The sequence below is a fragment of the Mesorhizobium sp. M4B.F.Ca.ET.214.01.1.1 genome, assembly GCF_004791545.1.
Taxonomy (GTDB): Bacteria; Pseudomonadota; Alphaproteobacteria; order Rhizobiales; family Rhizobiaceae; genus Mesorhizobium; species Mesorhizobium abyssinicae.
In genome coordinates this window covers 79,553-104,672 of the sequence record NZ_SRUX01000007.1, presented here as the reverse complement: position 1 = coordinate 104,672, position 25,120 = coordinate 79,553, and the positions used below count along the sequence as shown (strand labels likewise).

24 protein-coding genes and 3 pseudogenes are annotated in these 25,120 nt (G+C 60.5%); 17 read left to right on the top strand and 10 right to left on the bottom strand.

Features of this window, described 5'->3' with window-relative positions:
* Positions 1-5 precede the first annotated feature (5 nt).
* The 4 genes from EN857_RS15615 to EN857_RS15600 all read right to left on the bottom strand — a co-directional run bounded on the left by EN857_RS15615 (position 6) and on the right by EN857_RS15600 (position 2,891).
* Entirely contained in the window at positions 6-254 is a 249-nt protein-coding gene (locus EN857_RS15615) for a hypothetical protein (RefSeq protein WP_127221238.1), read from the bottom strand.
* A gap of 788 nt (positions 255-1,042) precedes the next feature.
* Positions 1,043-1,480, bottom strand: coding sequence for a DUF6527 family protein (locus EN857_RS15610; protein WP_187331429.1), 438 nt, complete (start codon positions 1,478-1,480; stop codon positions 1,043-1,045).
* Between the two features lie 174 nt (positions 1,481-1,654).
* Positions 1,655-2,605 (bottom strand): ThiF family adenylyltransferase, encoded by a 951-nt coding sequence (locus EN857_RS15605; RefSeq protein ID WP_245511323.1) that lies wholly within the window; start codon positions 2,603-2,605, stop codon positions 1,655-1,657.
* A gap of 16 nt (positions 2,606-2,621) precedes the next feature.
* Positions 2,622-2,891: a multiubiquitin domain-containing protein gene (locus EN857_RS15600; protein WP_127308822.1), complete on the bottom strand. Its 270-nt coding sequence runs from the start codon at positions 2,889-2,891 to the stop codon at positions 2,622-2,624.
* Between the two features lie 129 nt (positions 2,892-3,020).
* On the opposite strand from EN857_RS15600, the gene EN857_RS15595 reads away from it, so the two are divergent.
* Both EN857_RS15595 and EN857_RS15590 read left to right on the top strand, forming a co-directional pair.
* Positions 3,021-3,365 carry a helix-turn-helix domain-containing protein gene (locus EN857_RS15595; RefSeq protein WP_127308823.1) on the top strand — a complete coding sequence of 115 codons (345 nt, stop codon included), beginning with the start codon at positions 3,021-3,023 and terminating at the stop codon, positions 3,363-3,365.
* Between the two features lie 2 nt (positions 3,366-3,367).
* A complete protein-coding gene (locus EN857_RS15590; RefSeq protein WP_187331428.1) occupies positions 3,368-3,916 on the top strand; it encodes an ImmA/IrrE family metallo-endopeptidase in 549 nt (182 codons plus the stop codon).
* A gap of 5 nt (positions 3,917-3,921) precedes the next feature.
* On the opposite strand, the gene EN857_RS15585 is transcribed toward EN857_RS15590, so the two are convergent.
* Complete coding sequence (locus tag EN857_RS15585) at positions 3,922-4,455, bottom strand: hypothetical protein (RefSeq protein WP_128346386.1); 534 nt, start codon at positions 4,453-4,455, stop codon at positions 3,922-3,924.
* 323 nt (positions 4,456-4,778) lie between these two features.
* On the opposite strand from EN857_RS15585, the pseudogene EN857_RS15575 reads away from it, so the two are divergent.
* Both EN857_RS15575 and EN857_RS35735 read left to right on the top strand, forming a co-directional pair.
* Positions 4,779-5,782 (top strand): annotated as a pseudogene (locus EN857_RS15575) (IS110 family transposase); the annotation flags it as partial.
* A gap of 680 nt (positions 5,783-6,462) precedes the next feature.
* A pseudogene (locus tag EN857_RS35735) lies at positions 6,463-6,665 on the top strand (hypothetical protein); the annotation flags it as partial.
* On the opposite strand, the pseudogene EN857_RS15565 reads toward EN857_RS35735, so the two are convergent.
* Positions 6,655-7,255, bottom strand: a pseudogene (locus EN857_RS15565) (IS481 family transposase); the annotation flags it as partial. The pseudogenes EN857_RS35735 and EN857_RS15565 overlap by 11 nt on opposite strands.
* Positions 7,256-7,420: 165 nt before the next feature.
* Here EN857_RS15565 and EN857_RS36325 point away from each other — a divergent pair.
* Positions 7,421-7,477 (top strand): DUF2274 domain-containing protein, encoded by a 57-nt coding sequence (locus EN857_RS36325; protein ID WP_245543666.1) that lies wholly within the window; start codon positions 7,421-7,423, stop codon positions 7,475-7,477.
* Here the strand turns inward: EN857_RS36325 and EN857_RS15555 are convergent.
* On the bottom strand, positions 7,474-8,433 hold the full coding sequence (locus EN857_RS15555; protein WP_128346517.1) for a LysR family transcriptional regulator: 960 nt from the start codon (positions 8,431-8,433) through the stop codon (positions 7,474-7,476). The two genes, EN857_RS36325 and EN857_RS15555, sit on opposite strands and share 4 nt — an antisense overlap.
* A gap of 193 nt (positions 8,434-8,626) precedes the next feature.
* Here EN857_RS15555 and EN857_RS15550 point away from each other — a divergent pair, with 193 nt between their 5' ends.
* Positions 8,627-8,863: a helix-turn-helix domain-containing protein gene (locus tag EN857_RS15550; RefSeq protein WP_127308828.1), complete on the top strand. Its 237-nt coding sequence runs from the start codon at positions 8,627-8,629 to the stop codon at positions 8,861-8,863.
* Between the two features lie 48 nt (positions 8,864-8,911).
* Here EN857_RS15550 and EN857_RS15545 read toward each other — a convergent pair whose 3' ends face one another.
* A complete protein-coding gene (locus EN857_RS15545; protein ID WP_135858850.1) occupies positions 8,912-9,910 on the bottom strand; it encodes a LysR substrate-binding domain-containing protein in 999 nt (332 codons plus the stop codon).
* Positions 9,911-10,014: 104 nt separating this feature from the next.
* Here EN857_RS15545 and EN857_RS15540 point away from each other — a divergent pair, with 104 nt between their 5' ends.
* The 7 genes from EN857_RS15540 to EN857_RS15510 all read left to right on the top strand — a co-directional run bounded on the left by EN857_RS15540 (position 10,015) and on the right by EN857_RS15510 (position 17,148).
* Positions 10,015-11,538, top strand: coding sequence for a sugar ABC transporter ATP-binding protein (locus EN857_RS15540; protein ID WP_127308830.1), 1,524 nt, complete (start codon positions 10,015-10,017; stop codon positions 11,536-11,538).
* Positions 11,535-12,539, top strand: coding sequence for an ABC transporter permease (locus tag EN857_RS15535; protein WP_128346515.1), 1,005 nt, complete (start codon positions 11,535-11,537; stop codon positions 12,537-12,539). Before EN857_RS15540 ends, EN857_RS15535 begins: the two co-directional genes overlap by 4 nt.
* 22 nt (positions 12,540-12,561) lie before the next feature.
* Complete coding sequence (locus EN857_RS15530; protein WP_127308832.1) at positions 12,562-13,521, top strand: substrate-binding domain-containing protein; 960 nt, start codon at positions 12,562-12,564, stop codon at positions 13,519-13,521.
* 62 nt (positions 13,522-13,583) lie between these two features.
* Positions 13,584-14,477 carry an amidohydrolase gene (locus EN857_RS15525; RefSeq protein WP_127308833.1) on the top strand — a complete coding sequence of 298 codons (894 nt, stop codon included), beginning with the start codon at positions 13,584-13,586 and terminating at the stop codon, positions 14,475-14,477.
* A gap of 40 nt (positions 14,478-14,517) precedes the next feature.
* Positions 14,518-15,270 (top strand): SDR family NAD(P)-dependent oxidoreductase, encoded by a 753-nt coding sequence (locus EN857_RS15520; protein ID WP_127308834.1) that lies wholly within the window; start codon positions 14,518-14,520, stop codon positions 15,268-15,270.
* Complete coding sequence (locus EN857_RS15515; protein ID WP_127308835.1) at positions 15,263-16,129, top strand: transketolase; 867 nt, start codon at positions 15,263-15,265, stop codon at positions 16,127-16,129. Before EN857_RS15520 ends, EN857_RS15515 begins: the two co-directional genes overlap by 8 nt.
* A gap of 62 nt (positions 16,130-16,191) precedes the next feature.
* Positions 16,192-17,148, top strand: a complete 957-nt coding sequence (locus EN857_RS15510) for a transketolase family protein (RefSeq protein WP_245511329.1) — start codon at positions 16,192-16,194, stop codon at positions 17,146-17,148.
* Positions 17,149-17,199: 51 nt separating this feature from the next.
* Here the strand turns inward: EN857_RS15510 and EN857_RS15505 are convergent, their stop codons facing one another.
* The gene (locus EN857_RS15505; RefSeq protein WP_187331427.1) at positions 17,200-18,384 is read right to left on the bottom strand and encodes an MFS transporter; all 1,185 of its coding nucleotides are present in this window, start codon (positions 18,382-18,384) and stop codon (positions 17,200-17,202) included.
* 88 nt (positions 18,385-18,472) lie between these two features.
* On the bottom strand, positions 18,473-20,068 hold the full coding sequence (locus tag EN857_RS15500; RefSeq protein WP_245478098.1) for a GMC family oxidoreductase N-terminal domain-containing protein: 1,596 nt from the start codon (positions 20,066-20,068) through the stop codon (positions 18,473-18,475).
* A 498-nt stretch (positions 20,069-20,566) separates the two neighbouring features.
* Here EN857_RS15500 and EN857_RS15495 point away from each other — a divergent pair, with 498 nt between their 5' ends.
* The 4 genes from EN857_RS15495 to EN857_RS15480 all read left to right on the top strand — a co-directional run bounded on the left by EN857_RS15495 (position 20,567) and on the right by EN857_RS15480 (position 25,097).
* Complete coding sequence (locus EN857_RS15495) at positions 20,567-21,211, top strand: hypothetical protein (RefSeq protein WP_245493280.1); 645 nt, start codon at positions 20,567-20,569, stop codon at positions 21,209-21,211.
* Positions 21,212-21,431: 220 nt separating this feature from the next.
* Positions 21,432-22,022, top strand: a complete 591-nt coding sequence (locus EN857_RS15490; protein WP_128346046.1) for a DUF1349 domain-containing protein — start codon at positions 21,432-21,434, stop codon at positions 22,020-22,022.
* 536 nt (positions 22,023-22,558) lie between these two features.
* A complete protein-coding gene (locus EN857_RS15485) occupies positions 22,559-23,437 on the top strand; it encodes a dihydrodipicolinate synthase family protein (protein WP_127308841.1) in 879 nt (292 codons plus the stop codon).
* A 79-nt stretch (positions 23,438-23,516) separates the two neighbouring features.
* Positions 23,517-25,097 (top strand): ABC transporter substrate-binding protein, encoded by a 1,581-nt coding sequence (locus tag EN857_RS15480; RefSeq protein WP_245478094.1) that lies wholly within the window; start codon positions 23,517-23,519, stop codon positions 25,095-25,097.
* The last annotated feature ends 23 nt before the right edge of the window (positions 25,098-25,120 follow it).

Below are 25,120 nucleotides of genomic sequence, written 5' to 3'. Positions count from 1 at the left end.
TGAATCTATTCCCTGCGATGATTCCCTTGCAACAGGAAGTCGACGATATTCTCTTCCTCGTCTCCAGGTAGTTCGGTAAAGGCGGCTTCGAGTTTTAAGCGATCCCAGATCACGCGGCTGTCAACCTTCTTCGGCTTTGGCATGCGGCGGTCAGCGACCATTTGGTCGAATTTAGTTGCGCCCACGCCAATGTACCGGGCGGCCTCTTCGCGTGAGAGGCCGCGAGGAGGATAGGAGAGGGGGTCGCTTTTCATGTCGGCACTCACGTGCAGTGCCCACGGCTTTGCACGCAGGCTTCTATGCAGCGACCAGGATCTACATCTTGTCGGATACTTCCAAAAGAGAGATGATCTAAGTCTGCGGTGAATGGCGGTCGGAGCGTAGAAATGGGATGGTTGCCATTGCAAAGTGACGTCAGGGTTAGCTCCGACGACCGTTACATCGCGAGACTAGCAAATGGGCTACCCTGCCTTGCGAGCGAGAGGCGATTTCATAAATCATCCGCAGCGCAGGCTTGATCGACGATCCTTTTTGGATGGGCACCATCTCCTTGTTGTGCGAAAGCGTGACTTAGCCCGCCTTTAAAGGCAAGTGCTTGTTTTTATTGCATGCCGCCGCACTCAAAGGTCAAGCCAATAGGGGCGAGCAGGCCTCGTGACCCTCATGGCAGACCCAAGCTTACATTTCGCCAAAGAGGACCATTGCTCCTGCCTTTAACCGCTCGCAGCTTCAAAGCCGGTCCCCGCAACCACTTTCATCATAAATCAATAACCGTCCCGGTCTAACCGGGGCGGTTTTTGCGTTTTAAGGGCACGCAATCGCCGCGGCGCGGAAGAGGGCGCATCACCGCTCCGAGAAAGTCGCGCGAAACGGGAACAAGAGCAGCGCGCCTAGGCGTGATGTAACGCGCCTTTATTGTATAGCCGCTCCGGGACTGGTCGTCACCAAGCTGCGCACAAGGCTCCAGGCAGAGCCTTGGTTTTCGCCGCCGAAGGACGGCGCATAGCGCTGCGCCCGGCGCAGCCGAATCGTCCCAGTGCCACTACCAGCGGCCTCTCCAGTGGCGATAGCAGTCGACCAACTGCCGGCGAATTTCCGCCGCAACACTCGAGATGCGGGCAAGCAAGCCCGGGCGCTGGAGGATATGTTTGGCGGCATCGCGGCGATCGCGCGCCTGCACGGCCGCGATGACTTCAGGCGCCATGCCCGGCGCCCATGAAACTCGGTTGCCGCTGATCCAGTAATGCGATTGGCAGGGAAAACTCCAGTTGCCAACGGACGGGATCAGGGAGACCTTCCCGTCCTTTTCAACAAGGCGCCACTTCGCCGGGTTCAGCGGCGTCACGACCTCACGCCCGCACCCGCAGCAGCACAGGTGCGAGGCGGTTGAATAGCGGCGGGAAATATAGATGACGCCCACCTCCAGCTCATCGGGAATGAAATCGACGAAGGAGGGCGCCAGGAGATTTGTTCCGCTCATGCCGCACTCTCGTGCACGAACTCGCCGGAGCCGATGGAGTAGCCGGTGTAAAAATGCGGCCGGGACTGCCGGTAGATGCCGAAGTGCTGTTTCCAGGCCATCACGGCGATGACCGCATTCAGCGAATTCAGCTCTGCGATCTGGATGTTTGTGGCGTACTCGTTGGCACCGCCGTCATCGTCCGCATAGGAGATATGAGGCGCGGCCGCTTCCCTTGTATCGGGTGTGCGTCGTTAGCCGGACGATCCCGCCCAGCTGGCCTTCGTGAAGAACGACCCCCATGCCGACTTCGGCGAACGGCGTGCCGTTCGCGATAAGCCGGTCGATCACGACCCGCTTCACCGGCCCCCTGTCGATACAGACGAACACGAAGTCGAGGCCGTCAAGGAGCGCGACGTTCGTTTCATCGAGGTAAACGTCATGCGCGACGATACCCTTGTGCATGTTCGAATACAGGGTCGCGAAATACGCCACCTTCTGGGGCTTGATTTCGAGGTCTTCGAGCGATGGGGCGCCTGGCGCGCGGAAAGCGTTGTGCTGGGAGAACACATCGCCGTCAAAGATATGGATTTGCGCCGCGGCCGTCTTCGTCACCAGGTCGAACACATAAGCGCCGGTGCCGCCCATGCCGAGGATACCGATTTTCTGGCCGGCCACCTTGCCGTTTACTGCCCCAATGCCGGCGCGGCTGGTGGCGGTGTCGACATACTTGAACACGCAGGATTCGTCGTCCGCCGCGATCGCCTGATAGGTGCGGGCCGTCGCGACAGGATCGACCTTGGTCGCTTCGCCGGCGATGCGGCCGATATAAGTCGTCATCTTGTGATGGTAGTCGCGGTAGTGCGCCTTGGCGGAAAACGTATGATCCGCCTTGACCCCGTCCCCGAAATCCTGGGGCGCTGAGGAGTTCTGGATCGCCGTGATCTTGCTGCCGTCACTGTGGCAGGGGTGCTCCCCGGTCCAGTAGGCGACATGATCGGTGGGCTTCACGGTCTTGTCGCCGGACAGCTCGAGTTTCGAGATCAGGATGCCGAGACGGACGGTTCCCGACGTATCGACATACGGAACGTTCCTGACGAGCAGGTAGCCGCCCCGTATGTCAAGGTCGTAACCCTCGTTCTGCATCCGGAGAAGGTCTGGACTAAGAGCGATTGGTCGACGTGACATCGAATTCCATCCCTTCCTTGATTTTCACCGACTGGCCCTCGACCAGCGTGCCCGACGGCTTGTGGCCGTGACCGCGGGTGTACTGGACGGTGTACTGGATGCCGTCGCCGGTCGGGGGATTATCGAAAGCCAGGGCAACGACCTCTTCAAAGGTCAGCTCTTCTTTCTTCGGGAGCGTCTTTTTGCGGCCGTTGACGATGATGGTCACCGTCTTCGGACGCTCTTCGGGGTTGAGGTCATTCATCGGTACATATCTTTTTGGCGCGTCGCGCCGTTTGAGGAGGATTGCGATTTCGCAATCAATTCGATATTATAATCTCGTGGGGGAAATTGCAAGTTCGCAATTGATTTAATTTTCGCAATTGGAGATACGATGACCGACCACTTCGACAGCGAAGCCTTCTACGCGGCGCTCAATGCCGCGCGTCTTGGTCGCCAGATGACGTGGAAGGAGGTCGCCGAGGAGGCAGGGGTCAACGCATCGACCCTGTCCAGGATCGGACAGGGTGCCAAGCCTGACGTCAACGGATTAGCGGCCCTGCTGACATGGTCGAATCTTAAGGCCGAGATGTTTATCCCGCGCGCAGGTCAGCAAGAAGCTGAACCGATCGCGCGTATCACCGCCTTGCTGCGCGCCGATCCGAAGCTGTCCGGCGATAAGGCGAAGCTCATGGAGGATATCGTCATCAGTACCTACAAGAAGCTGCGGGATGACTGACATTGAAGTTCAGGCACGGATTTAAGGCAGAGGCCAAACGTATCGCCGCCCGGGTCCGGGAAAAGGTCGGCCTGACGCCGATCTGTCCTATCGACCCCGTGCAAGTCTGCGCCCGCTTTGACATCCGTCTGCTCAAGCTGAGCGAGGTCGAGCCGGACTCCCCTTTTCTGCATGGCGAAAACCGGAAGTTCTTCTCGGCGGTGACCGTGCCGCGTGGCGGCCAGACAGCCATTCTGCACAACGACAAGCACCATGAGCACCGGCAGCGCAGCAACGTCTGCCATGAACTCGCGCACTGCTTTCTCGGCCACGGCTTCACACCGCCGCTGACGATCGACGGCGAACGGACGCACGACCGCGGTATCGAGGCCGAAGCAGACTTCCTGGCCGGCGTGTTGCTGCTGACGGACGAGGGCGCGATGCATGTGCTGCGCCGGAGGCTTACGGATGAAGCGCAACATCTCTACGGCGTGAGCGAGCAGATGCTGCAGCTTCGGCTGAACATGAGCGGCGCCTACATCCGCATGCGCCGCGCCGCCGTTTATTCGTAGCAGGTTCAGGTTCTGATCGGTATTTCCACGACGGGCCGCAGCGGCTCCAACTGGGTTGCGTACTTGCGTACAACCTGGTCGCAGAAATCCGCAATGCCTTTTGCCCGCGCCGTCGCGGCCAGAGCATAGGGCAGCTTTTCAGCGGGCGTAAAGTTCCGGCCTTCGAGCCGAGAATTGTAGTGGATGTCAAAGCACGGATTGCGCAGGCTCGACCCCCGGAAGATGCGGCTGGCGTGCAGGCAGTTTTCCCATTTCCAAGCATCGCGCCGCAACTCCTCTTCCTCGCCGCCCGAACGGATGCTGGAGAAGAAGCTTTTTGAATCGGGGTGAAGCTGGTCGTCCGTCTTGAATTTGCCGTCATGCGGCCGGAACGTCACCTCCAGCCCGGCTCTCGTGTAGTTGCCAGGGTGGTGCGGATCGGTCAGACACTTGTAGGCGAGCGTCGCAATGATCTCGGCGTTGCCGACAATGCCGCCGTCCGGCAGCGGGATCGGGGCTCGAATGTATTTGGTCGGCGAAATGTCGCCCTGGTAGATCACGCGGATCGTGTCGTCGAGACAAGGTCAAGATCTGGGGCCACGCGATCGCCACAGGCTTCTGCCGCCGCAAGGCCTGTGTCGCAAGCCGGCGGTGATCATGCACGCCATGTGGAGCGACGGAACGTTCTATGTCGGCGGGTCCGCGGCGAACCGAAGCGATGCCGCCCCGCGCGCTCACATCAAGGATCGCAGGCTGCTGGGAACGCATCGATGAGCAGAAGATCGACAGTACAAACGCACGGTGCCGGCACTCTGACCGGCGCCATCTGACACTAGAGATCCGTCGGCGGATGAGGACCGATGCAGACCAGGAACGACGGAAGATGAACATCGCCGTACTCGGAATCGATCTCGGAAAAACGCTCTGCAGCCTGGTCGGTCTCGACCGCCAAGGAGCGGTTGTGCTGCGTCGTCGGATGCGCCGGCCATCCCTTGCTGCATTCGTCGAAAAGCAACCGCGCTGCATCATTGGCATGGAGGCGTGCTGCGGCGCTCATCACCTCGCTCGTCAGTTTACCTCGCTCGGATACGATGTCCGGCTGATGCCGCCAGAGTATGTGAAACCGTACGTGAAGTCGCACAAGAACGACGATCGCGATGCCGAGGCAATCGCCGAGGCGGCGACACGACCGACCATGCGCTTCGTACCGGTCAAGTCGGAAGAGCAACTCGATGTCCAGACTTTGCACCGTGCGCGCGAGCGACTGGTCGGCACGCGGACGGCCCTGATCAATCAACTGCGCGGTGTGCTGTTCGATCGCGGCATCGTCATCGCCAAGGTCGACCAAAGCTGAACCTGTGGCTGCGCGAGAACCCGCCGAACAACACGACCTTGACCGCCAGGATGCAGCAACTCGTTCACGACATGGTCGATGAACTGCACGCGCTCGATCATCGGATCAAGCAGCTCGACCACGAGTTTGAAGCGCTCGCCGAAAGCGATGAACGAGCCCGTCTCCTGCGCAGCGTGCCAGGCATTGGCGCTCTCAACGCAACGGCGCTGGCCGCAGCGGTCGGCGACGTGTCGGCGTTTGCCAAGGGGCGTGATTTCGCTGCCTGGCTGGGGCTTGTTCCACGTCAGATCACGACCGACGGCAAGCCGCGGCTGACGGGGATAAGCAAGCGCGGGAGCACCTACATGCGCGTGCTGTTGATCCATGGCGCGCGAGCGGCACTGCCATATCTGGCGCGAATGGACACCCAGCTCGGCGCCTGGCTGCAAGCGCTACTGCAGCGCGCCAAGCGCAACGTGGTGGTCGTTGCGCTCGCCAACAAGCTGGCCCGGATCGCCTGGGCAGTGATGTCAAACCAGCGCCCCTACGAAGCCGTGATGGCGTCCAACGGTAACGAGTTTGGTCGAGCGGGCGCGTCCCGGCAACTGCTCGGCCGTATGAAGTCTGCGGGAGGATGTACATAGAGATGGCCCAACGGTTGATCGGCGTTCGGCAAACCCGTCGGCAGGCAGCGGCCCTTTCGAGGTCGTGTATCTTGTTAGGAGCCGGGCGCGCGAATCTCCATCTTGGCAGGACTCCTGAAGCGTCGAGGCCGGATACATTGGTGCAGACCGGTTGTCCCACTCAAAACATTCCGCTTGCAGACGGTGCGGGCCATACATTGCCTGCGGCCGCGCCGATCGACAGACGGCCGGACCGCGCTCGATTGCCTGTGACGATGCACCGTCAGTCCGATGGAAAAGTGCGCCACGACGGTTCGAGCGCTGCTTTCGTGCAGCCGATTAACCCCGTCGCAGAGCGCGGAAGATTGCACGGCGCATCGGAACTCGACGCCAGAACGCGGCATCGTAGCACAGAGAATAAATTCGTATATTATCGCACAGAAGGAGAGGAACGACGATGTCGAAAAGACCACCGGAAGCACAACCGATTAAGATGGCTAGATAAAAGCCCGCACATTGTGTGCTGGCCGGTCGGTTTGTTTTTGGGGATTTTCAGGTGCCCTGCGCACATTGCGGTCATTCGGCGCAATGTGCGCCGAACGCCCAAGACTTTGTATCGGCATCCTCTTTTCCACGTTGCAGGACAACGGCATGGCACAGAGCGCGAGCTTCGCATCCGCCCCGGCCGCATCCGCTCGACCCGTGCCCAGCATGCGCAGGCCTTCATCGCGCAAGCGCCAGCCGTAGCGAAGAAGGCTGGCGGTGGCATCGCTCGCTCGGGGAAAAGTTTTCCGGTAGCCGCTCTAGGTGTGGAGCCTCAACAGGTTGTCCTCGGTTAGAGCGAGGCGACTGATAGGTTTTTGGACTTTAGGCTGCCATGTGGGCGATGCCAATTGTATCTGTGCAGCCAGACAGGCAGCTCGGCGGAACGGTGATCTGAAGTCGGATAGGTGATGGCATAGGCCCATTCGCGCAGCGCGGTCTGGATGAAGCGCTCGGCCTTGCCGTTGGTCTTGGGCGTGTAGGGTTTGGTGCGAATGTGCTTGAGGCAAGCTTGCGGCAGGCCTTGGCGAAGGCCTTCGACCTGTAGCAGGACCCGTTGTCGGTCATGACGCGCTCGACCACGATGCCCAAGCTGGCGTAGTAGGCGACCGCCGCCTTCAGGAAGGCGATAGCGCTCTCCTTCCTCTAGTCCGGCAAGACCTGCGAGAAGGCGACGCGCGAGGCGTCGTCGATGCAGACATGGACGAACTCCCCAGCCGACGCCGCGGCTGTTGGACTGGCCGACGCGATCGCCGGTGATGCGGTGGCCGACGCGCTCGAAGCGCCCGAGTTTCTTGATGTCGATGTGGATCATCTCGCTGGCTTCTCGCGCTCGTAGCGGCGCACCGGTTCGGCCGGTTCAGGCTGTGCGGTCCGAGAAGGGAGGAGGCCGGATGGCGGCCTTCGCGTCGAGTGGAGCAGGACCGGCACGACAAACTCTGTCAAAGTCACGGTGAACAGATATGAGGATATCCTTGGACGCGAAGCCGGACAGCCGCATACCGATCCCATGCGCTTGATCGTGCTATGCTCCAGCGCTTCATGGCGACGGATGGCGGCTTCGCGAAAGCGAGAAAGCCTTAGCGTCGGACCGCCATGGGCGGCCGGTTCATGTCGCATGCAATATCGTTTGCCGGGAGACAGTTTTCGAAGGCCGACCGGATTGCATCGAGAGACACCTCCATGGTGCTGGAAAGCGTCCTGCCTCTCTGCCAGATGGCCACGTAGTGATAGAGCGCAGATGGGTCGACCGGTCTTGCTTCCAATTCGAACGCTGAATACTCGCGTGCAATGATCTCGTTGGTGATGGATACGCCAAGGCCGGCCGAAACGAATCCAACCTCGTAGCCATTGGAGTCATATTCCACCAGTATGTCCGGCTCGACGCCGGCGAAGCGCAAGGCGTTGAAGTTCATCTGGTGCGACGCGAATTCCGGGTCGATGTCGACGATCGTTTCGCCTGCGAGGTCGCTGGCTTCGACACACGTCTGCCTTGAAAAGCGGTGCTTTGGATGAAAGATGCACACGTTGTGCGCCGAACCGATCGGCGCCCATTCAAACAGGCGAGGGTCCAAAGGCAGCCGAGAGATGCCAAGGTCGACTCGGCCGGACAGGATATGCTCGCCCACTTGGTGATAGTTTCCTGAAATTGATCGGACGCTCGAACCAGTCTTCGATCGGACTGTCGCGACGACCTTCGGCAAGGTCACGAAACCGAAGACCGCGGGTGCGGCAATCGCGATTTGTTGCCTCTCTTCGTTCTTCATCGCGAAGATCGACGCTTCCACGCGATCAAGGGATGTCAGCGCAAGTTCGACGTTGCGGAGGAGTTCCCACGCCTCTCGCGAAGGAAGGATGCGGTTGGTGGATCTCTCAAACAGCGTGATGCCGAGGAGCGCCTCGAGCTGCTTGATGTGCTGGCTCACCGCCGGTTGGCTAATCCCGAGCGCGATAGCTGCTTGCCTCGTCGATCCGGCCCGCAGCACCGCGCGAAAGACCTGCAATTGTCGGAGCTTCAGGCCGCTCTGCAGCAACTCCATTTCGCGCCCTTCATAGGTTCGCATCTTTTGCAGGGAGAGGCGACAACGCCCTTCTTCCACGGGAACTATCCAGCGTTGGATCCCTAATCTCCCAAGGCTCAGATCTCGATGATATAAGGCATTCCAAACACCTTACAAGGTGTAAAATACACCTATAGGTGGCGGAGAAATCCGACCTGTCGATTGTGGACTCATGGTCAGTCCACGACAGATTCGAGCCGCGCGGGCATTGCTTGGTTGGTCGCAGCAGGAGCTTGCAGACAAAGCAATCGTATCGCTGAACGCGTTGGCCAGGTTGGAGAACGGAAAGGTGGACTCCCGGATCAGCACTCTACAAGCCATTGAGGCGGCGTTAACAAGAGCTGGCGTCGAATTCTTGTACGCTGGTCAAAAGGGTGAGGGTGTGCGGCTTCTAGATCCTCAGGCCTGACGGTGCAATTTCGTGGGACAAGGATTCAGTAAATCAAGCAGGATGGGACTACTCACGCGCTGTTTCGATTTTGTCGTCTCGGGAGCCGAAATGGGGCCGCCGTTCGAACGATATGCGTAGGCCGCTCGTCACCAGAAACTCACGGGCGCGATCCGTATCGCGCCTGCCGACATTCGACACCCAGTCCGAGAACAGGCGGACGGCACGCCGGTTCATATGTCGCGATGGGCAGACGAGCCAATATCCTGGAAACTCGATGACATCGAACTCGGTCGAAACGGGCACCAGGCTTCCCGCTGCAAGGTCCTCGAATGCAATCGAGGTGCTTTCCAGAACCACGCCCGCGCCGTCCTTTGCCAACTGGACTGACATGGAAGAACGGTCGAAACGATAGGGGTACGTCATTCGCGCACCCTGGATGCCGTTGCGTGGCAGCCAGTAATCCCAGCGGAAATAGGCCTTGACGCTGTCTATCAATCTGGCGTGACGAAGCTGTTGTCGCGGATCAGATGAAAGCGCCTGCAACTCGGCCAAATAGGATGGCGAACACATTGGCAAGATGAGATCGTTTACGACGCAGTCCGAATACAGGCCGGCCCAACCACCGTCGCCGTAACGCAGGTCGAGATCGATGACCTCCGTTTCGAAGTCGGAGAAGTTTGGCGTTGCGTCGACCCGCAAATTCCAGCTCGGAAACGCCTTGCTGAACTCGGCAAGCCGGGGGGCCAGCCACTTCTCGCCGAAGGAAGGGCTGACGCGAAGGCTGAGCTGAAAGGCCTCGCGCTGCCGCACGATGGAATTGCGAACCTCGCGGATGGATTCGAAGGCCTGAGTGGTCGTCTGATAGAGCCGTTCGCCGTCGATCGTCAGGGACAGGTGGCGTTTCTCGCGCTGGAACAGACGGACGCCAAGCTGGTGCTCCAGCAGCCGCAACTGCTGGCTGACGGCCGAAGGCGTGACCTGCAATTCCTGGGCAGCCTTTGCCACGCCGCCCAGGCGTGCAACAGCCTCGAAGTGAGCCATGGACTTGAATTTTAGGTCGAACATCGCTCTCAGCAGTTAAGCTCAGCTACACAAACAGTTAAGAAACGAGAATTGAGCCGGATGTCAATCGGTCGCATCATTCCTCAGGTCTCGGGAGGAGATGCAGGATGGAACCGGTCCAGAGCCTGGGCGGCGGCACAGTGGCCGCGGCCGGACAGGCATTCACCAGGGAGTCTTTGATCGAGGCTTCCAATGTCGAGAAGAGCTACGGCGCAACCCGTGTTCTGCGCGGTGTCGACTTTCAGGTCCGTTCCGGGGAAATTCACGCATTGCTGGGCGGCAACGGTGCCGGCAAGAGCACTCTTGTCCGCATCGTCACCGGTCTAACGCCTCGCGACGCCGGAGAGATCCGGTTTTCATCGGCGAAGACTAACAGCATCCATCCGATCATTGCCGTGGTCCACCAGGAACTGGCGTTGCTCCCCGAGCTCTCGGTCGCGGAGAATATCGGGATCGTGCATGCGAGGTCGGGTTTTTCACGGAGCAGCCATCGCCGTATGCGCGACGTTGCGCTGAACGCGCTCGATCTCATCGATCCGGCAATCGGGCGAGAGATTGTCGATCTTCCGGCGCGCAAGCTCTCTTTGCATGAAGGGCAGATCGTCGAGATCGCCCGTGCTCTTTCGACCGGTGCGGAGGTGTTGCTTCTCGACGAGCCCACCGCCAATTTGACCGCCGGTGAGACGGCCAAGCTGTTCTCCGTCCTGAAGCGACTGGTTCATGACGAGGGCATCGGCATCGTTTTCGTTTCGCACCGTATGAAGGAAATCCGCGAACTCTGCCATGTCTGCACTATTCTGCGGGACGGCATCACGGTGGTGAACGCTACCCCAGTTGCCTTGCTGAGCGATGCCGAGATCGTCCAGCAGATGGGGCAGCCGGCGCACGATGTGGCAGGACGGCTGAAGTCGAAGAAGGAGGTTCGCCAAGGCAGCCCAGTAGAGTTCTTGGGCCCGGACGATGCCAGGATGGAAATCTGGCCCGGCACCATACTAGGCCTTGCCGGCGCACCAGCGGGTCCGACCGGGCTGATCAATCCTCTGGTCGGTGCCGGCAGGGGTGCTGGCTGGCACGTCTCCGGCGAAGGTTTCAAAGGAAGCTTTTCATCGCCGTCGCAGGCGGCGCGCGCCGGCGTCGGATTCATCTCGGGCGACCGGACGATGAAGGGGATACTCTCGCAGCTTCCGATCGTCGACAACGTGCTTGCCGCCCGCAGGGTTCGCGAAGGGCGGCAGATCGTTGGCGCGGCCGAAAGGCAGGAATGCCTTGATCTCGTCTCGGCACTGAAACTGAAGGCCGTTTCGATCTGGGATCTGCCGGCGTCGTTGTCCGGCGGCAACCAGCAGAAGCTTATCGTTGCCCGCTGGCTCGGCTTGCCCCTGCGTCTGGTGGTGCTGGAAGAGCCGACGCGCGGTGTCGACATCGGCACCAAGCACGACATCTATGCCCTGATCCGGCACATGGCGGACGCCGGCGCAATCATTGTCTGGTGGTCGACCGAAAACATCGAATTGCTCGAATTGTGCGACGCCATCTTCGCCTTCGACACCGATGGGCGCCCCAAAGGTTTCCTGTCCGAAGAGCGTTTCACCGAAGACGGGCTCGCGGAACTGACGGGGATGGCCGCATGACCGACGTAACCAACGGAAACGCGGCGGCCAAGAAGATCCGGACCACGACAACCCGCGCGCCTGGACTCTTGCTCTCCTATCGCACCGAGGCTGCGATTGCCGCCGCGATTGTCGCCCTGATGCTTGCCGTGGGCATGTTCGTGCCGGCCGCGCTCAGCATGGGCAATATGCAAAACATCATCCAGGCGGCAGCCCCGCTCATCATCATGTCGTTGGGCGTCTTCCTGGTCGTCCTCACGGGTGGTATCGACCTCTCGGTCGGTTCGGTCTTTTCCTTGACCGGAATGGTGACCGCTTTGGCGATGGCCAATGGCGCCGATGGCGTCACTGCCAGTATCGCCGGTCTGGCCGTCGGCCTGGTGTTCGGCTCCCTCAACGGGTTCCTCGTGACGGTCGTGCGACTGGCCCCCTTCGTCGTTACACTGATCACATACGCCGTTGCCGGCAGCCTTGCCTTCATCGTTACCAACGGCCGATCGATGCCGATCGGCGCGCCGGATTTTTGGCTCCTGAACTCCGGCGAACTCATCCCCTCGGTGCCCAACCATCTCCTGTTCTGCATCATCCTGATGGTGGTGCTGGAGTATGTGCTGCGCAAGGTCGTCCTGGGGCGTTGGTTCTATGCCGTGGGCTCGTCGGCAGTGGCTGCCCGGCTGCTCGGCATTCCGGTGCTGCGCATCAAACTCGCGGCCTATGTGATCTCCGGCTTGCTTGCCTCTTTCGCCGGGCTGCTGACGGTCAGCTACATCCTCAACGCCGAGGCCACGGCAGGGTCCAGCCTGATGCTGCAAGCGATTGCCGCTGTCGTGATCGGCGGAGCCAGTCTCTTTGGCGGGACGGGCAGCGCGATAGGGGCAGTGTTGGGTGCGCTCATGATCACCTGCATCCAGAACGGCGTGAACCTCATCGGCGTGAACAGCTTCTGGCAGGGGTCTGTTACGGGCGCCGCCATCCTGCTTGCGGTGCTGATCGACCGCTTTAGCAACAAGAACCGACTCTAGATCATCAACGGGAGGAACTAAGATGAAGACCAAGACAATCCTGCTTGCGGCAGTGGCAACCGCCTTGGCCAGCGCATCCTATGCGCAGGACAAGAAAACAGTTGCCTACATCGCCCCTTCGCTGGACATCTCATACTGGCAATGGGTGGGCTACGGCGTGAAGGAGAAGGCCAAGGAACTTGGCATGGACTATGTCGAGTACACCTCGGAGAACTCGCCGGCCAAGCAGATGGACAATGCAAGGACGGCCGTGACCAAGGGGGTGTCGGCCATCGTGATCGGTCCCGTCAGTTCCACCTCGACGCCGCCGCTCCTCGACTATCTGGCCAAGCAGAAGGTTCCGATCGCGTTCGCCGGCATCGGGCCGCAGCCGGGCCTCACCAACTACACGTCCTCGGTTACCGCGAACAATTACGACACCGGCAAGGCGCAAGGCAAATTCACCTGCGAACTCGCCAAGGAGCGTGGCGGCAACAAGGTGGGAATGCTGTCGCTGCCGCAGGACAGGGAGAACGCGCAGAAATATCTGAAGGGTGCCAAGGAAGCGTTCGCGGCGAATGGCTGCGATCTCGTCCAGATGCTCGAAACGCGCGGTCTTACAATAAACGAGGCTGTCACGCAGGCAAACGATCTGCTGACCGCCAATCCCGACATCAAGGCCATTTACGGCATGTATGACGAAGCCGGTTCGGGTGCCGCCAAGGTGGTAGAGACCCGCGGCCTGACCGGCAAGGTCGGTATCACGGTCGCAGATGGATCGCCGACCACCATCGCGCTGCTGAAGAAAGGGGCGATCCAGGGCATCTTCTTCCAGGAAGCGGTGGGCCAGGGCATCGATGGAACGCAGCAGGTCTACAATGCGCTGACAGGCGCGCCGGTGACCCAGGACCTGGCTCTGGTGATGCCGCTCGTCACCGCGGACAAAGTCGACAGCCCCGAGGCGCAGAAGGTCATCGCCCGCGTTTTCCCACCAAGCAATTGAGCATCACGAGAGTGGACCTGCCGGTCGACCGGCGGGTCCACGCCCCATCAAGGAGCAAAATCGTGACCGAACTGCCGTTCATCGATCCGCACCATCATTTGTGGGATCTGGAAACCCACTACTATCCTTGGCTCACAGACGGTGTGAAACCGGCGGCCTTCGGCGACTATGAGGCGATCCGCAAGAGCTATCTGCTGGACGATTATCTCGAAGACGCCAGGAACCAGAACCTGGTGAAATCAGTGCACCTGGATGTTGGGTTCGACCCTCGAGACCCGGTTGGGGAGACGCGCTGGTTGCAGGGGATCGCAGACAAGCGCGGCTTTCCGCATGGCATCGTCGGTTACGCCGACCTATCCAAAGCCGATGTCGGCGAACTTCTCGACCGGCATATGGAGTTTGCGAATTTCCGGGGCATCCGGCAGTCGATGAACTATCATCCGGACCCGGCCAAGACCTATCAGACTCGACCGGAAATCAGTCGGACGCCTGAATGGCGTCGAGGCTTCCGCGAACTGGGAAAACGCGGGCTGAGCTTCGACCTGCAGCTCTACTACCCGCAGATGGGCGAATTTCTAGAACTCGCGCGTTACTTTCCAGACGTCCAGATCATTCTCGATCACACGGGGATGCAGGTAGACGGCCCGGATCATTTCGACGCCTGGAAAAGGGGGATGCGGCAGTTGGCGCGGGCGCCGAATGTCGCCTGCAAAATTTCCGGGCTGGGCATGGGCGACTGGTCATGGACCACGGCGTCGATCCGCCCTTATGTCGAAGAAGCGATAGCGGCCTTCGGCGTCGAGCGCTCGATGTTCGCGACGAATTTTCCGGTCGACAAGCTGTTTTCGAGCTTCGACGCCATCGTGAACGCTTTCAAGGAAATCACGATCGCCTATCCGCACGAGGAGCGGCTCGCCTTGTTTCACGACAACGCTGCTCGCTTCTACCGGCTCTAGATCATCCACCGAGAGAACTGAAAGTGCAGGAGACTTCGACATGTTGCTGAAGGGCAAGTCCGCGGTTATTTCGGGCGCCGCGAGCCCTCGGGGAATTGGCCGTTCCACTGCGACGCTGATGGCGGAGCACGGGGCGCGCATTGCAATACTCGACCTTGATGAAGGGCAAGCGCGTGATGCCGCCGCGTCGCTCGGTGGCCAACATATCGGCCTCGCCTGCAATGTCACCGACCTCGACGCGTGCAGGAAGGCTGCCGCCGCGGTGAGCGAAGCCTTCGGCAGGGTCGACGTGCTCTGCAACAATGCCGGCGTAACGCAGCCGGTGAAGACGCTGGAGATCGGCCCGGCCGACTGGGACCGCGTCCTCGACGTCAATCTGCGCGGCGTCCTCTACCTCAGCCAGGCCTTCATCCCGCACATGCGCGACAATGGCGGCGGTTCGATCATCTGCATGTCGTCGGTTTCCGCGCAACGCGGCGGGGGCATCTTTGGCGGCCCGCACTATTCCGCCGCCAAGGCTGGCGTGCTCGGGCTGGCCAAGGCGATGGCGCGCGAGTTCGGCCCTGACGGCATCCGCGTCAATTGCCTGACCCCCGGCCTGATCCAGACCGACATCACCGGCGACAAGCTGACCGATAGTATGCGCGCCGACATCGTCAAGGGAATCCCGCTGAGCAGGCTTGGCGACGCGCGCGACGTGGCGGGGGCCTATCTGTTCCTGGCATCGGACCTAGCCAGCTACATCACCGGCGCGGTGATCGATGTGAATGGCGGGATGCTGATCCATGGTTGATGCGGCATCTGAAACCGAGATGCCTCGAGCCGGCAGCAATGTGGGCCTTGCTGAACGTGCCTATCGCATCCGCCGGCATGCCGTGCGCATGGGGGAAGTCCAGGGCCAGGGCTATGTCGGGCAGGCGTTGGGAGTGGCCGACGTGCTTGCCGTCGCCTACTTCCATGCCTTGCGCTACCGACCGGAGGACACTCTGTGGGAGGAACGCGACCGTTTCCTGCTGTCCATCGGCCATTATGCGATAGCGCTTTACGCGGCATTGATTGAAGCGGGCGTGCTGCCTGAAGAAGAGCTCGCAACCTACGGCACCGATGACAGCCGCATGCCGATGTCTGGCATGGCGGCGTACACGCCCGGCATGGAAATCACCGGCGGATCACTCGGCCACGGCCTCGGCATTGCGGTTGGCATGTGCCTGGGGCTGAAACGCAAGCGGAGCGACAGCCTCGTCTACAATCTCTTGTCCGACGGTGAGCTCGGAGAGGGCTCGACTTGGGAGGCGGCAATGTCGGCGGCCCACCATAGGCTCGACAATCTCATCGCCATCGTCGATTTCAACAACCAGCAGGCCGACGGTCCGTCGACGGCCATGCTGTCCTCCGAGCCGGTGACCGACAAATTCGAGGCGTTCGGCTGGCATGCGCAGCGCGTGGACGGCAACGATATCGACGCGGTGCGCGAAGCATTCGACTGCGCTCGCTCACTCAAGGAGCCGCGACCCCGTATGATCATCTGCGACACACGCATGGCGAAGGGCGTGCCTTTCCTGGAATCCCGCGACGTAACGCATTTCATTCGCGTCGAGCCGCATGAATGGGCGCTGGCGCTCGAAGCTCTGGAACAGGGACGTCCGCTGTGAGGTTGTCAAAATTCGAGCCGCGCTTCGCCGTGAACGAAAGAGAGCGCAAGACCACATCCGCGATGATCGCCTCGATCGCGCCGGATGGCGTTTTGACGCGCAACGCCCCATTCGGTCATACATTGGCCCGCCTGGCGCGTAGCAGATCGGAGATTGTCGGGCTGACGGCCGACCTCGGCAAATACACCGATCTCCATGTTTTCGCGCAGGAGCATCCGGACCGCTTTTATCAGATGGGCATGGCGGAGCAGGTGCTGATGAGTGCGGCTGCCGGCCTGGCGCGGGAAGGCTTCAAGCCCTTCGCGACGACCTATGCCGTCTTCGCCTCGCGTCGCGCCTATGATTTCATTTGCATGGCGATCGCCGAGGAGAATCTCGACGTCAAGATCGTCTGCGCGCTGCCGGGCTTGACCACGGGATATGGCCCCAGCCACCAGGCGACGGAGGACATCGCCATCTTTCGCGGCATGCCGAACCTGACCATCATAGATCCATGCGACGCACTCGACATCGAGCAGGCCACCGAAGCTATCGCGGACCATAAGGGACCCGTCTATATGCGGTTGCTGCGCGGCAAGGTTCCGGTCGTGCTCGACGATTACGACTACAGGTTCCAGATCGGAAAGGCGCGGCTGCTGCGCGAAGGCGAGGACGTGCTCTTCATTTCCAGCGGTCTGATGACTATGCGTGTCCTGGAGGCGGCAAAGGCGATGGAGGCAGACCGGATCGGCTGTGCGGTCCTGCACGTACCGACAATCAAGCCGCTCGATACCGAGGCAATACTGTCCGTCGCGCGCAAGCCCGGGAGGTTGGTCGTCGTTGCTGAAAACCACACGATCATCGGTGGGCTCGGCGAAGGCGTTGCGGCTCTCCTCATGCGCGAAGGCGTGCACCCGGTCTTCCGGCAGATAGGCTTGCCGGACGAATTCCTCGATGCCGGTGCACTGCCGACACTTCACGATCGATATGGGATATCAACGGCAGAGATCGTGGGTCGTGTCCGGGTGTGGTTGCAATAAATCCACCGCTTGACGGCCATAACCGCGTCTCGCGTCGGCGACTGTGGCGGATCAAGCCTTCTCCCGACGCACCGAGCGTGCTGAAACTGCGATGGCGATGAACGCCAGCAGGATGATTAGGAAGCTGCCGGTCAACGACCCGACATGGGCGATCAGGCCGAGCAAACCCGGCCCCAGCAGCAATCCGGCATATCCCATCGTTGTCACGATAGACATTGCGCGAGCGGCCGATGTGCCTCCCGCGCGTCCAGCGGCTGCAAAAAGGGTCGGCACGACGTTGGCAAGGCCAAGACCGCACACCGCGAGCGCAACCAGAACAACGGGAAGATTGCCGCCCATCAGGATCAGTACGAGCACTGAACCCGCGCAGATCATTGTGCAATAGCTCAACATCGTCATCTGACCGATGCTGTTTGCGATGAAGTCACCAAACAGGCGGCCTGTTGCCATCATGGTTGCAAATGCCGCGAAGCCATAGGCGCCTGTGCTTTCTGCGCCGCCGGATCGCGTCACGATGTATATGGCGCTCCAATCCATCATCCCGCCCTCGGCGAGCATCCCCAGGAATGCGAGGCCGCCAAGCAGGTAGAGATGGTTCGTCAAAGCGCTGTCGAACTTGCCGTCCGTCGCCTCTGTCGCGTCCGCAGGGCCGTCTAACCGGGCTGCATTGTTCCACCCCGTGCAAGCGACAAGTGCGACTGCCGCCACACCGGCCCCCGTGACGCCAAGGCATACGCTCAAAGCGCCACCGTGGGACAGTATTTGACCGACCACAAACGCGCCGGCCAAGCTCCCGAAACTGAACACGGCATGAAACGACGACATCACCTGCCGGCGCATGCGACGCTCCAATGCCGAGGCATCGATATTCATCGAAACGTCGAGCGTTCCAAACCCGGCCCCCGCAAGGAACACAATCGCCGCCAGCGGCCAGGCGTCCCCGACATAGGGCAGGGCCGTCAGGGTTGCCCCAAACGTGATCGATCCCACCAGGCTTAGTACGCTGCTCGGGACAATCGCTATCAAGCGGGCGATATTGGTCATCATCAAAATGGCGCCGAGAGCAAAGCAGATCAGGACTAGCCCGAGTTGCCCTTTGTCCAGATTCATTTGAATGCTGAGGACCGGAAGGGAGGAGGCCCAGGCCCCGATCCCGATGCCGCCGCCGAGGAAGAACAGACTGCAAAAGAAGCGGCTGCGTCGGATGCCTTGGGAAATCGTCGAGACATCGTTCACTATCGTAGGCCTCTGGTCTGCATGTCATCATCACCGGCGTGCTGGCCAGCGAGCGCGTGAGGCTGGTCCTCGGGGCGGAGCCGCGTTCCTACTTGCCCTGTTGGATAAAGTTCGCGGTCCTCTCGCCGATCATGATGCACACAGCATTGGGGTTGCCGGATATCAGCGTTGGCATGACCGAAGCATCCGCCACGCGGAGTCCTTCGATACCGTGGACGCGAAGCTCGGAATCAACGACGGCCATGCCGTCCTTGCCCATCCGGCAGGTGCCGGCGGGATGCAGCGCCGGATGCGCGACCTCCTGGCAGAACTTTCTCACCTGGAGTGGCGTCGCTGTGCCCGCGGACGGGATCTGCCTTGAGGCAATGTAGCGGCGGATGGCGGGCTGCTCCATGATCTCGAACGCGCCCATCGTGCCTTCAGCCACGGCATCGAGATCGTAGGTGTCGGAAAAATATCGCGGTGCAACGCGTGGATTATCGTAGGGATCGGCGCTTCTCAGCGTCACTTCCCCTCGAGACCGCGGCCTGATCTGCCCAAGATTGATGGTGCAGCCATTCCCACCCGGGACGGCGTCGACGCCTTCCTCGATGCCGGCTCCCACGACCATGAAGTATTGCACATCCGGGATGGCCTCGCTTGTATTGCCCCACCAGAACGCTCCCCCTTCGATGAGGTTCGACGAAGCGGGACCATCCCTGAACAGGAGGTAGTTCAGACCGGCAGCGGCCTTCCAGTGCGGCTTCTTGTATTTGTCGTAGCTGTGGGGTCCGTTCAACTGATAGACGAGAGATATCTCGATATGGTCCTGGAGGTTCTGCCCGACGCCCGGCAGGTCAGCAACAACAGGAATGCCATGTTCGCGCAGAGCGCCGGCGGGCCCAATTCCCGACAACATCAGCAATTTCGGCGAGGCAATCGCACCCGCCGACAGGATCACTTCGCGACTGGCCATAACCACCCATTTGCGGCCTTTTGCTACGTACTCCACACCGACGGCACGCCCCTTCTCGACGATTATTCGCGTGACAGTGGAACCTGTTCGAATCTGTAAGTTGGATCTGTGCCGGGCGGGCTTGATGAAGGCCGTTGCGGCGCTGCTTCGCCGATTATTTTTGGCGGTGATCTGGTAAAGACCGCAGCCGGCCTGGTCGCCCGAATTGAAGTCCGGATTATAGGGCAGCCCGGCCTGCTGACACGCCTGCAGCCAGGCACGTGTGAGGGGGTGGATGTGGTCGATGTCGGAAACGCCTAGCGGTCCGCCCACCGCGTGAGCCTGATTGCAGAAACGGTTGTTGTCTTCGGAACGCAGAAAGAAGGGCAGTACATCGGCGTAGTTCCAGCCATCCGCACCGAGCGCTTCCCACCGCGCATAGTCGGACGGAGCGCCGCGGATATAGATCATCGCGTTGACTGAACTGCCGCCGCCCAGCACCCGGGCCTGCACCATGGTCGGCTGCTCGCTTCGCGATTGGCTTGAGGTCGGTTCCCAGGCAATTCGTTTCAGGAGCGATCCTTGAGCAGTCTTGTAGTAGGCACCCGGTATATGGATGTAAGGATTGAAGTCGCGCGGCCCCTCCTCCAACAGGAAGACCGAGGCATCGGGATTTTCCGAAAGCCGCGAGGCAATCACGCAGCCAGTCGAGCCGCCGCCAATGACGATGTAGTCACATTTGGTTTGCATCACTTCTTCCTGCGGACGTATGCCCCAGAGAGCCGAGCCATGCGATGTCATCGGTCATATCCTAAAAAGCGGCCCCGGTTTCAGGGCCAGGGCGCCGCCGTCAATGTTCGATTCACTGCGGCGAACCTCGACAATGCCGAGGCATCGGCCGCTAGTAGGCAAACATCGGGCATCGCTGACAAGTTCGCAGGATGGCGAACTTAGACGCAACATGACGCGCCGGGAGAGGCGTCGCTCCTTGGCTCAGGCATGGACGCCCGGCAGGTTTGGCCGTCCGGGGCGATGGTTGGAAAGCAGATGGCGCCAGTGCCAGTATCGCGGGTATGAAGGCCTTCGCAGGGCGACGCATAATGGGCGTCAGGTCACGACAAGAATCGTCACAACGCGCACTTCTTCCAACTGCCGCATTGTGGTCTGGTATGGCGAAAGTCACCCTCAGGATGGACCAAAACCGTGCCCAACCAAACGAGAGATCTTTCGTTTGCCGATGACTTCATCTTGGCCAAACTCGTGGAGGATGTCCGCGACTATGCCGTTGAAGACGCGGTCGTTGTGAACATCAGCCCCAGCGCCATGATCACCGGGGACGAGCATCCGGCAATCGTGCCCGCCTGGAAGTCGACATGGCTGAAGGGCGGACAAATCAAGTCCGCGGACCGAGCGGCTATCCTCAAATTGCGAAAAGCTACCAATCTTGGCGGCTGCATGTTTCGCGGTTGGGACTGGCTCGGCAATCGCATCAAGAGCTTTCCGCGCGATACGCCGCTGTTCATTTCGTCGCAGGATGAGATCGGTACGGTGTCGACCGACCCGCTGGTCTTCACCAATGAACGTGCCGCCCCAGGATCGCCGCAGACGTTTACCCTCAAGCTGAACCTGTGGTGGTCGCCGGGCGATACGGACTGCTTCATCCACAACGAGCACCCTTTCCTGGAAACGCATACCCAGATCCACGGCAGCGGACGCATGCAGAAGTTTCGACTGCGCGACGAAGCCACGATTTACGAAGACGTGGTTATGCCTGTCGGATATTCGCACGACCCATTTTGCCGGGTTACCGGCAAGAACCAGTGGACCTACCCCTGGCATCGCTACTACGCGGATACCGACTCGGTCTGGCTGGCCATAGAACTTCATCCCTGACAGCTGACAAAGGCCGTGCTTACTCACCAGCCTTCCAATTCCGTCGCGACCCTGGATCAGCCATGTCTCCGTCGGCCATTCCAGGCTGGATCCTGCATAGGGGCCGACCGCCACTGCGTTGGATAGTGCCCAGGCTGGTGGCAGGCTCTCGGGCTTAAGCGTGGATATGATCAGAGCGGCGCACCGCTTGGCACGCAACTGTAAGTGAAAGGAAGCACTGATGAAACTCGACAGCTTACTCGTTGAGGGCACGGACAATGGCGACGCGACAGTCAAGGGCGATCTGGTGCGGTTGCGTGCCAACGGAAAGACCGATTGGTTCTTCGCACCAGGGGGCAAAAGCCGGATGGCAAATGTCACGCGACTGGTGGGCGAGGTCGAAGACAAGCATTTTGCATTGTCTGCAAAGGTATCCGTCGAATTCGCCTCCCCCTTTGACGGTGGCGCCCTCTTCATCGAGTGCGACGGCGACAACTGGGCGAAGATCGCCTTCGAGTTCTCTGCCGCGCGCAAGCCGACCATCGTCAGCGTGGTTACGCGCACGACGTCCGACGATTCTGACGGTCCAGCCTATCCCGGCGACCATGTGTGGTTGCGCATCTACAGCGATGGGGAAGCAATCGCCCTCCATTTTTCGGCCGACGGCAAATATTGGAACTTCCTGCGCTGGTTCACCCTGCCTGGCATTGCAAGGCGACCCGTCCATATCGGCATGGGGGTTCAATCGCCCACGGGCGAGGGGACGACCGCTGTCTTCTCGGACATCAAACTTTCCGTCGGCAAGATCGATGATCTGCGCAACGGACAATAGTCGAGCCGGCACTCATTGACGATGCCCGGCCGTCATCTGCAACGGCCCGGTTCCTACTTCGATCGGTTCTCGAATAGTGCGCGTCATCATCGCGGCGGCGGTTGCTTGTCGGCTGGTTGATAACACCAGCGGACCCGCACAGCCGGCCGCCGCGACTTCCTGTAGGAGCAAGTGCGGGCGCGGGGCTTCGTTCATATCCTGGCGCGAACGGCATCGCGTCGGCGACATCGCGGGCGGTGGCCCGGACCGTGACGTCGTCTCGTTTTCCCTCGCCTGCTTCCAGTTTGGTCATTCTGGTGCAGAGCCCCGCAAAGCGGATCCAGGCCAACGGAAGCCGGCAATCGTCCGCGTTCACGCCTTGCAATGAACAAAAGACCGGCGATCCGCCTCGATAGCCGACCATCCGAGGCCTTCAACAACCTGGCTGCGAAAATGTCGTTCGAGCCCGCTGCGCAAAACGCTCTTGACAAGCGAGGCGCTTCACGGGATGTTCATTCAGTAATAGTGACTTTCACTGAATGAAATAAGGATTGGCAATGACGACTGTGCTTCAAAAGGACGAGATCAAGGGGATCATCCCCCCGCTCGTTTCGACCTTCAAACCCGATGGTGATCTGGACCTTGACCTGTTCAAGGGCGAACTGAAGTTCATGGAGAGCGCGGGCATCAGGCTCGCCGTGGTCGGCGGCAGCACCGGTTCAGGGGACGAACTCTCCGCCGAAGAACTCGGCATCCTGGTGGAGACCGCAACAACCTGTAGCAAGCTGCGCGTCATCGCCGGGATAATCACGACCACCACTCGCGACGCGATAAAGCGTGGTCAAATCGCCAAGCAGAACGGCGCCTGCGCTCTCATGCTTGGACCGCCCATCTACAATACCCCGTCCGGGGATGGGCTGGACAAGTTCATCCAGGATGTCGGGGCGGCGACCTCGCTTCCCATCATCTACTACAATCATTTCTTCAACCCGCCGGCCGTCATGCAGCGCATTGCCAAGCTGCCCGAGGTCATCTGTGTGAAGGAAGTGGCGCTGGAGCCCGTGACGGAGCTGGTCCAGACCGTCGGAGACCGGGTTGTCATCGCCGCTGGTGCCGACAGCGTGAATATTGCGAGCTTCCTGTTCGGGGCAAAGGCCTCGATTTCCGGCATCAACAGCGTCATCCCGAAGCAATATGTGGAGATCCATGCCGCGCATGCAGCGGGCGACTACGCGCTCGGCCGCAGGCTCACGGACAAGATCGCACCGCTCGCCCGCGAAATGACCAAGGGCGTGAATTTCCCCGCCCGCATCAAGTTCGCGATCAATGCCCTGGGCCGCAAGGTGGGTGAACCGCGCCTGCCGAATGGCAACCTGGCCAAGGAGGATCAGGACAACATCATCAAGGCGCTCAAGCATGCCGGACTGCTTGCCTGAGCCGGGATCGGCTGGGGCTGCCCGTCCGGTGGTCGATTAAACCAGCAAACAAAACAATCAAAACAGAGGGAATGTGGACATGAACAAGGACATCAATCGCCCCAACGCTGATCCGACGCTTATCGGGCGCCGCGATCTATTGAAAACAGGCTTGATGATGGGCACGGGCATGGTGCTTGCGGGGGTTGGGCTTCGCCCGGCCCTTGCCGATGAACCGAAACGGGGAGGGACGCTCCGGGTCGGCCTTGGAGCAGCCGGCGCGAAGTCGTCGCTCAACCCTTTCATCTCGACCGGCGATATGGATTTCGCGGTCGCCCAGTCGATCTTCGATCGGCTCACCGACTTCGACAAGGACGGCAATCTCTACAACAAGCTGGCCGATGACTTCACCCACAACAGTGAAGGCAACATCTGGAAGATCAAGCTCAAGAAAGGTGTGGTGTGGCACGACGGCGCGCCCTTCACCGCCAAGGACGTAGCCTACACCATCCAGTACATCCTCAATTCCGACAACAAAGCCGATGCCTACCCCAACCTGGCTCCGCTCCTGGAGTCAAAAGGCGTGCGCGCATTGGATGCCAGCACCGTCGAAATCGAGCTGAAGCAGCCGTATGCCCTGCTGCCGCAAGTGCTGGGCAGCAAAGTGATGTTCCTCATCAAGGACGGGACGACCGACTTCGACAAGCCGATCGGCACCGGACCCTTCAAGTTCGTGTCATGGTCCCGCGGCCAGCGAGTGACACTTGCACGCAGCGACAATTATCGCACGGCAGGGCAACCCTATCTGGATGGGGTCGAGTTCATCGCGATAAACGACCCGACCGCCCGCATGAATGCGCTGGTGGCCGGCCAGGTCGACGCTGTGGCCCAGCTTGACGGGAGCCTGGCGCGGCTCATCGAAGCCAATCCCGCGCTTGTGCTCCTGCGCTCCAAGAGCGGCGCCACCACCGATCAGTTCATGATGACAAACCTGAAGCCATTTACCGACGTGAAGGTCCGGCAGGCCTTCAGGCTGATGATCGATCGCCAGCAACTGCTCGACAACGCGCTGTCCGGCTATGGCAGGATCGGCAACGATCTGCACTGCATCACGGATCCGGACTATGCGTCCGAAATCCCGCAACGCACATATGATCCGGATCAGGCAAAATCGCTGCTCAAGCAGGCGGGCTACGACAACAGCCAGTCAATCACGCTTTACACTTCAGATGCCGCTCCAGGCATGCAGGCGTCTGCCACCCTCATCGCCAATCAGGCGAAGAAAATTGGCGTGAACATCGAGCTCATGGTTGTCCCGCCCGATAGCTACTATTCCGGCCCGAACTTCAAGAAGACCCAGATGGGAAGTTCGGACTGGGGCCAGCACACCCTCGAATCCCAATTCGGCCAGGGCTATGCGCGCGGCGCTTACTGGAACGAACCGGATTGGACCAGCGACGCGTTCGACAAGTGGGTCAGCAAGGCAAGAACCACATTCGACGCCCCCAAACGCCGCGAATATTACGTTGAGGCGCAGAAGGTGCTCTGGAACGAAGGGGCCTACATCATCTGGGGCTTCCGCGATCTCCTCGACGCCTCCAGCGCCAAGGTCAAGAACATCGTTCCTTCGACCCAGAGAAACCTCGGCTACTATCAATTCGAAGGTGTCTATCTCGCGTAAGCAGCAAGGCCGCCGTGGCGCCG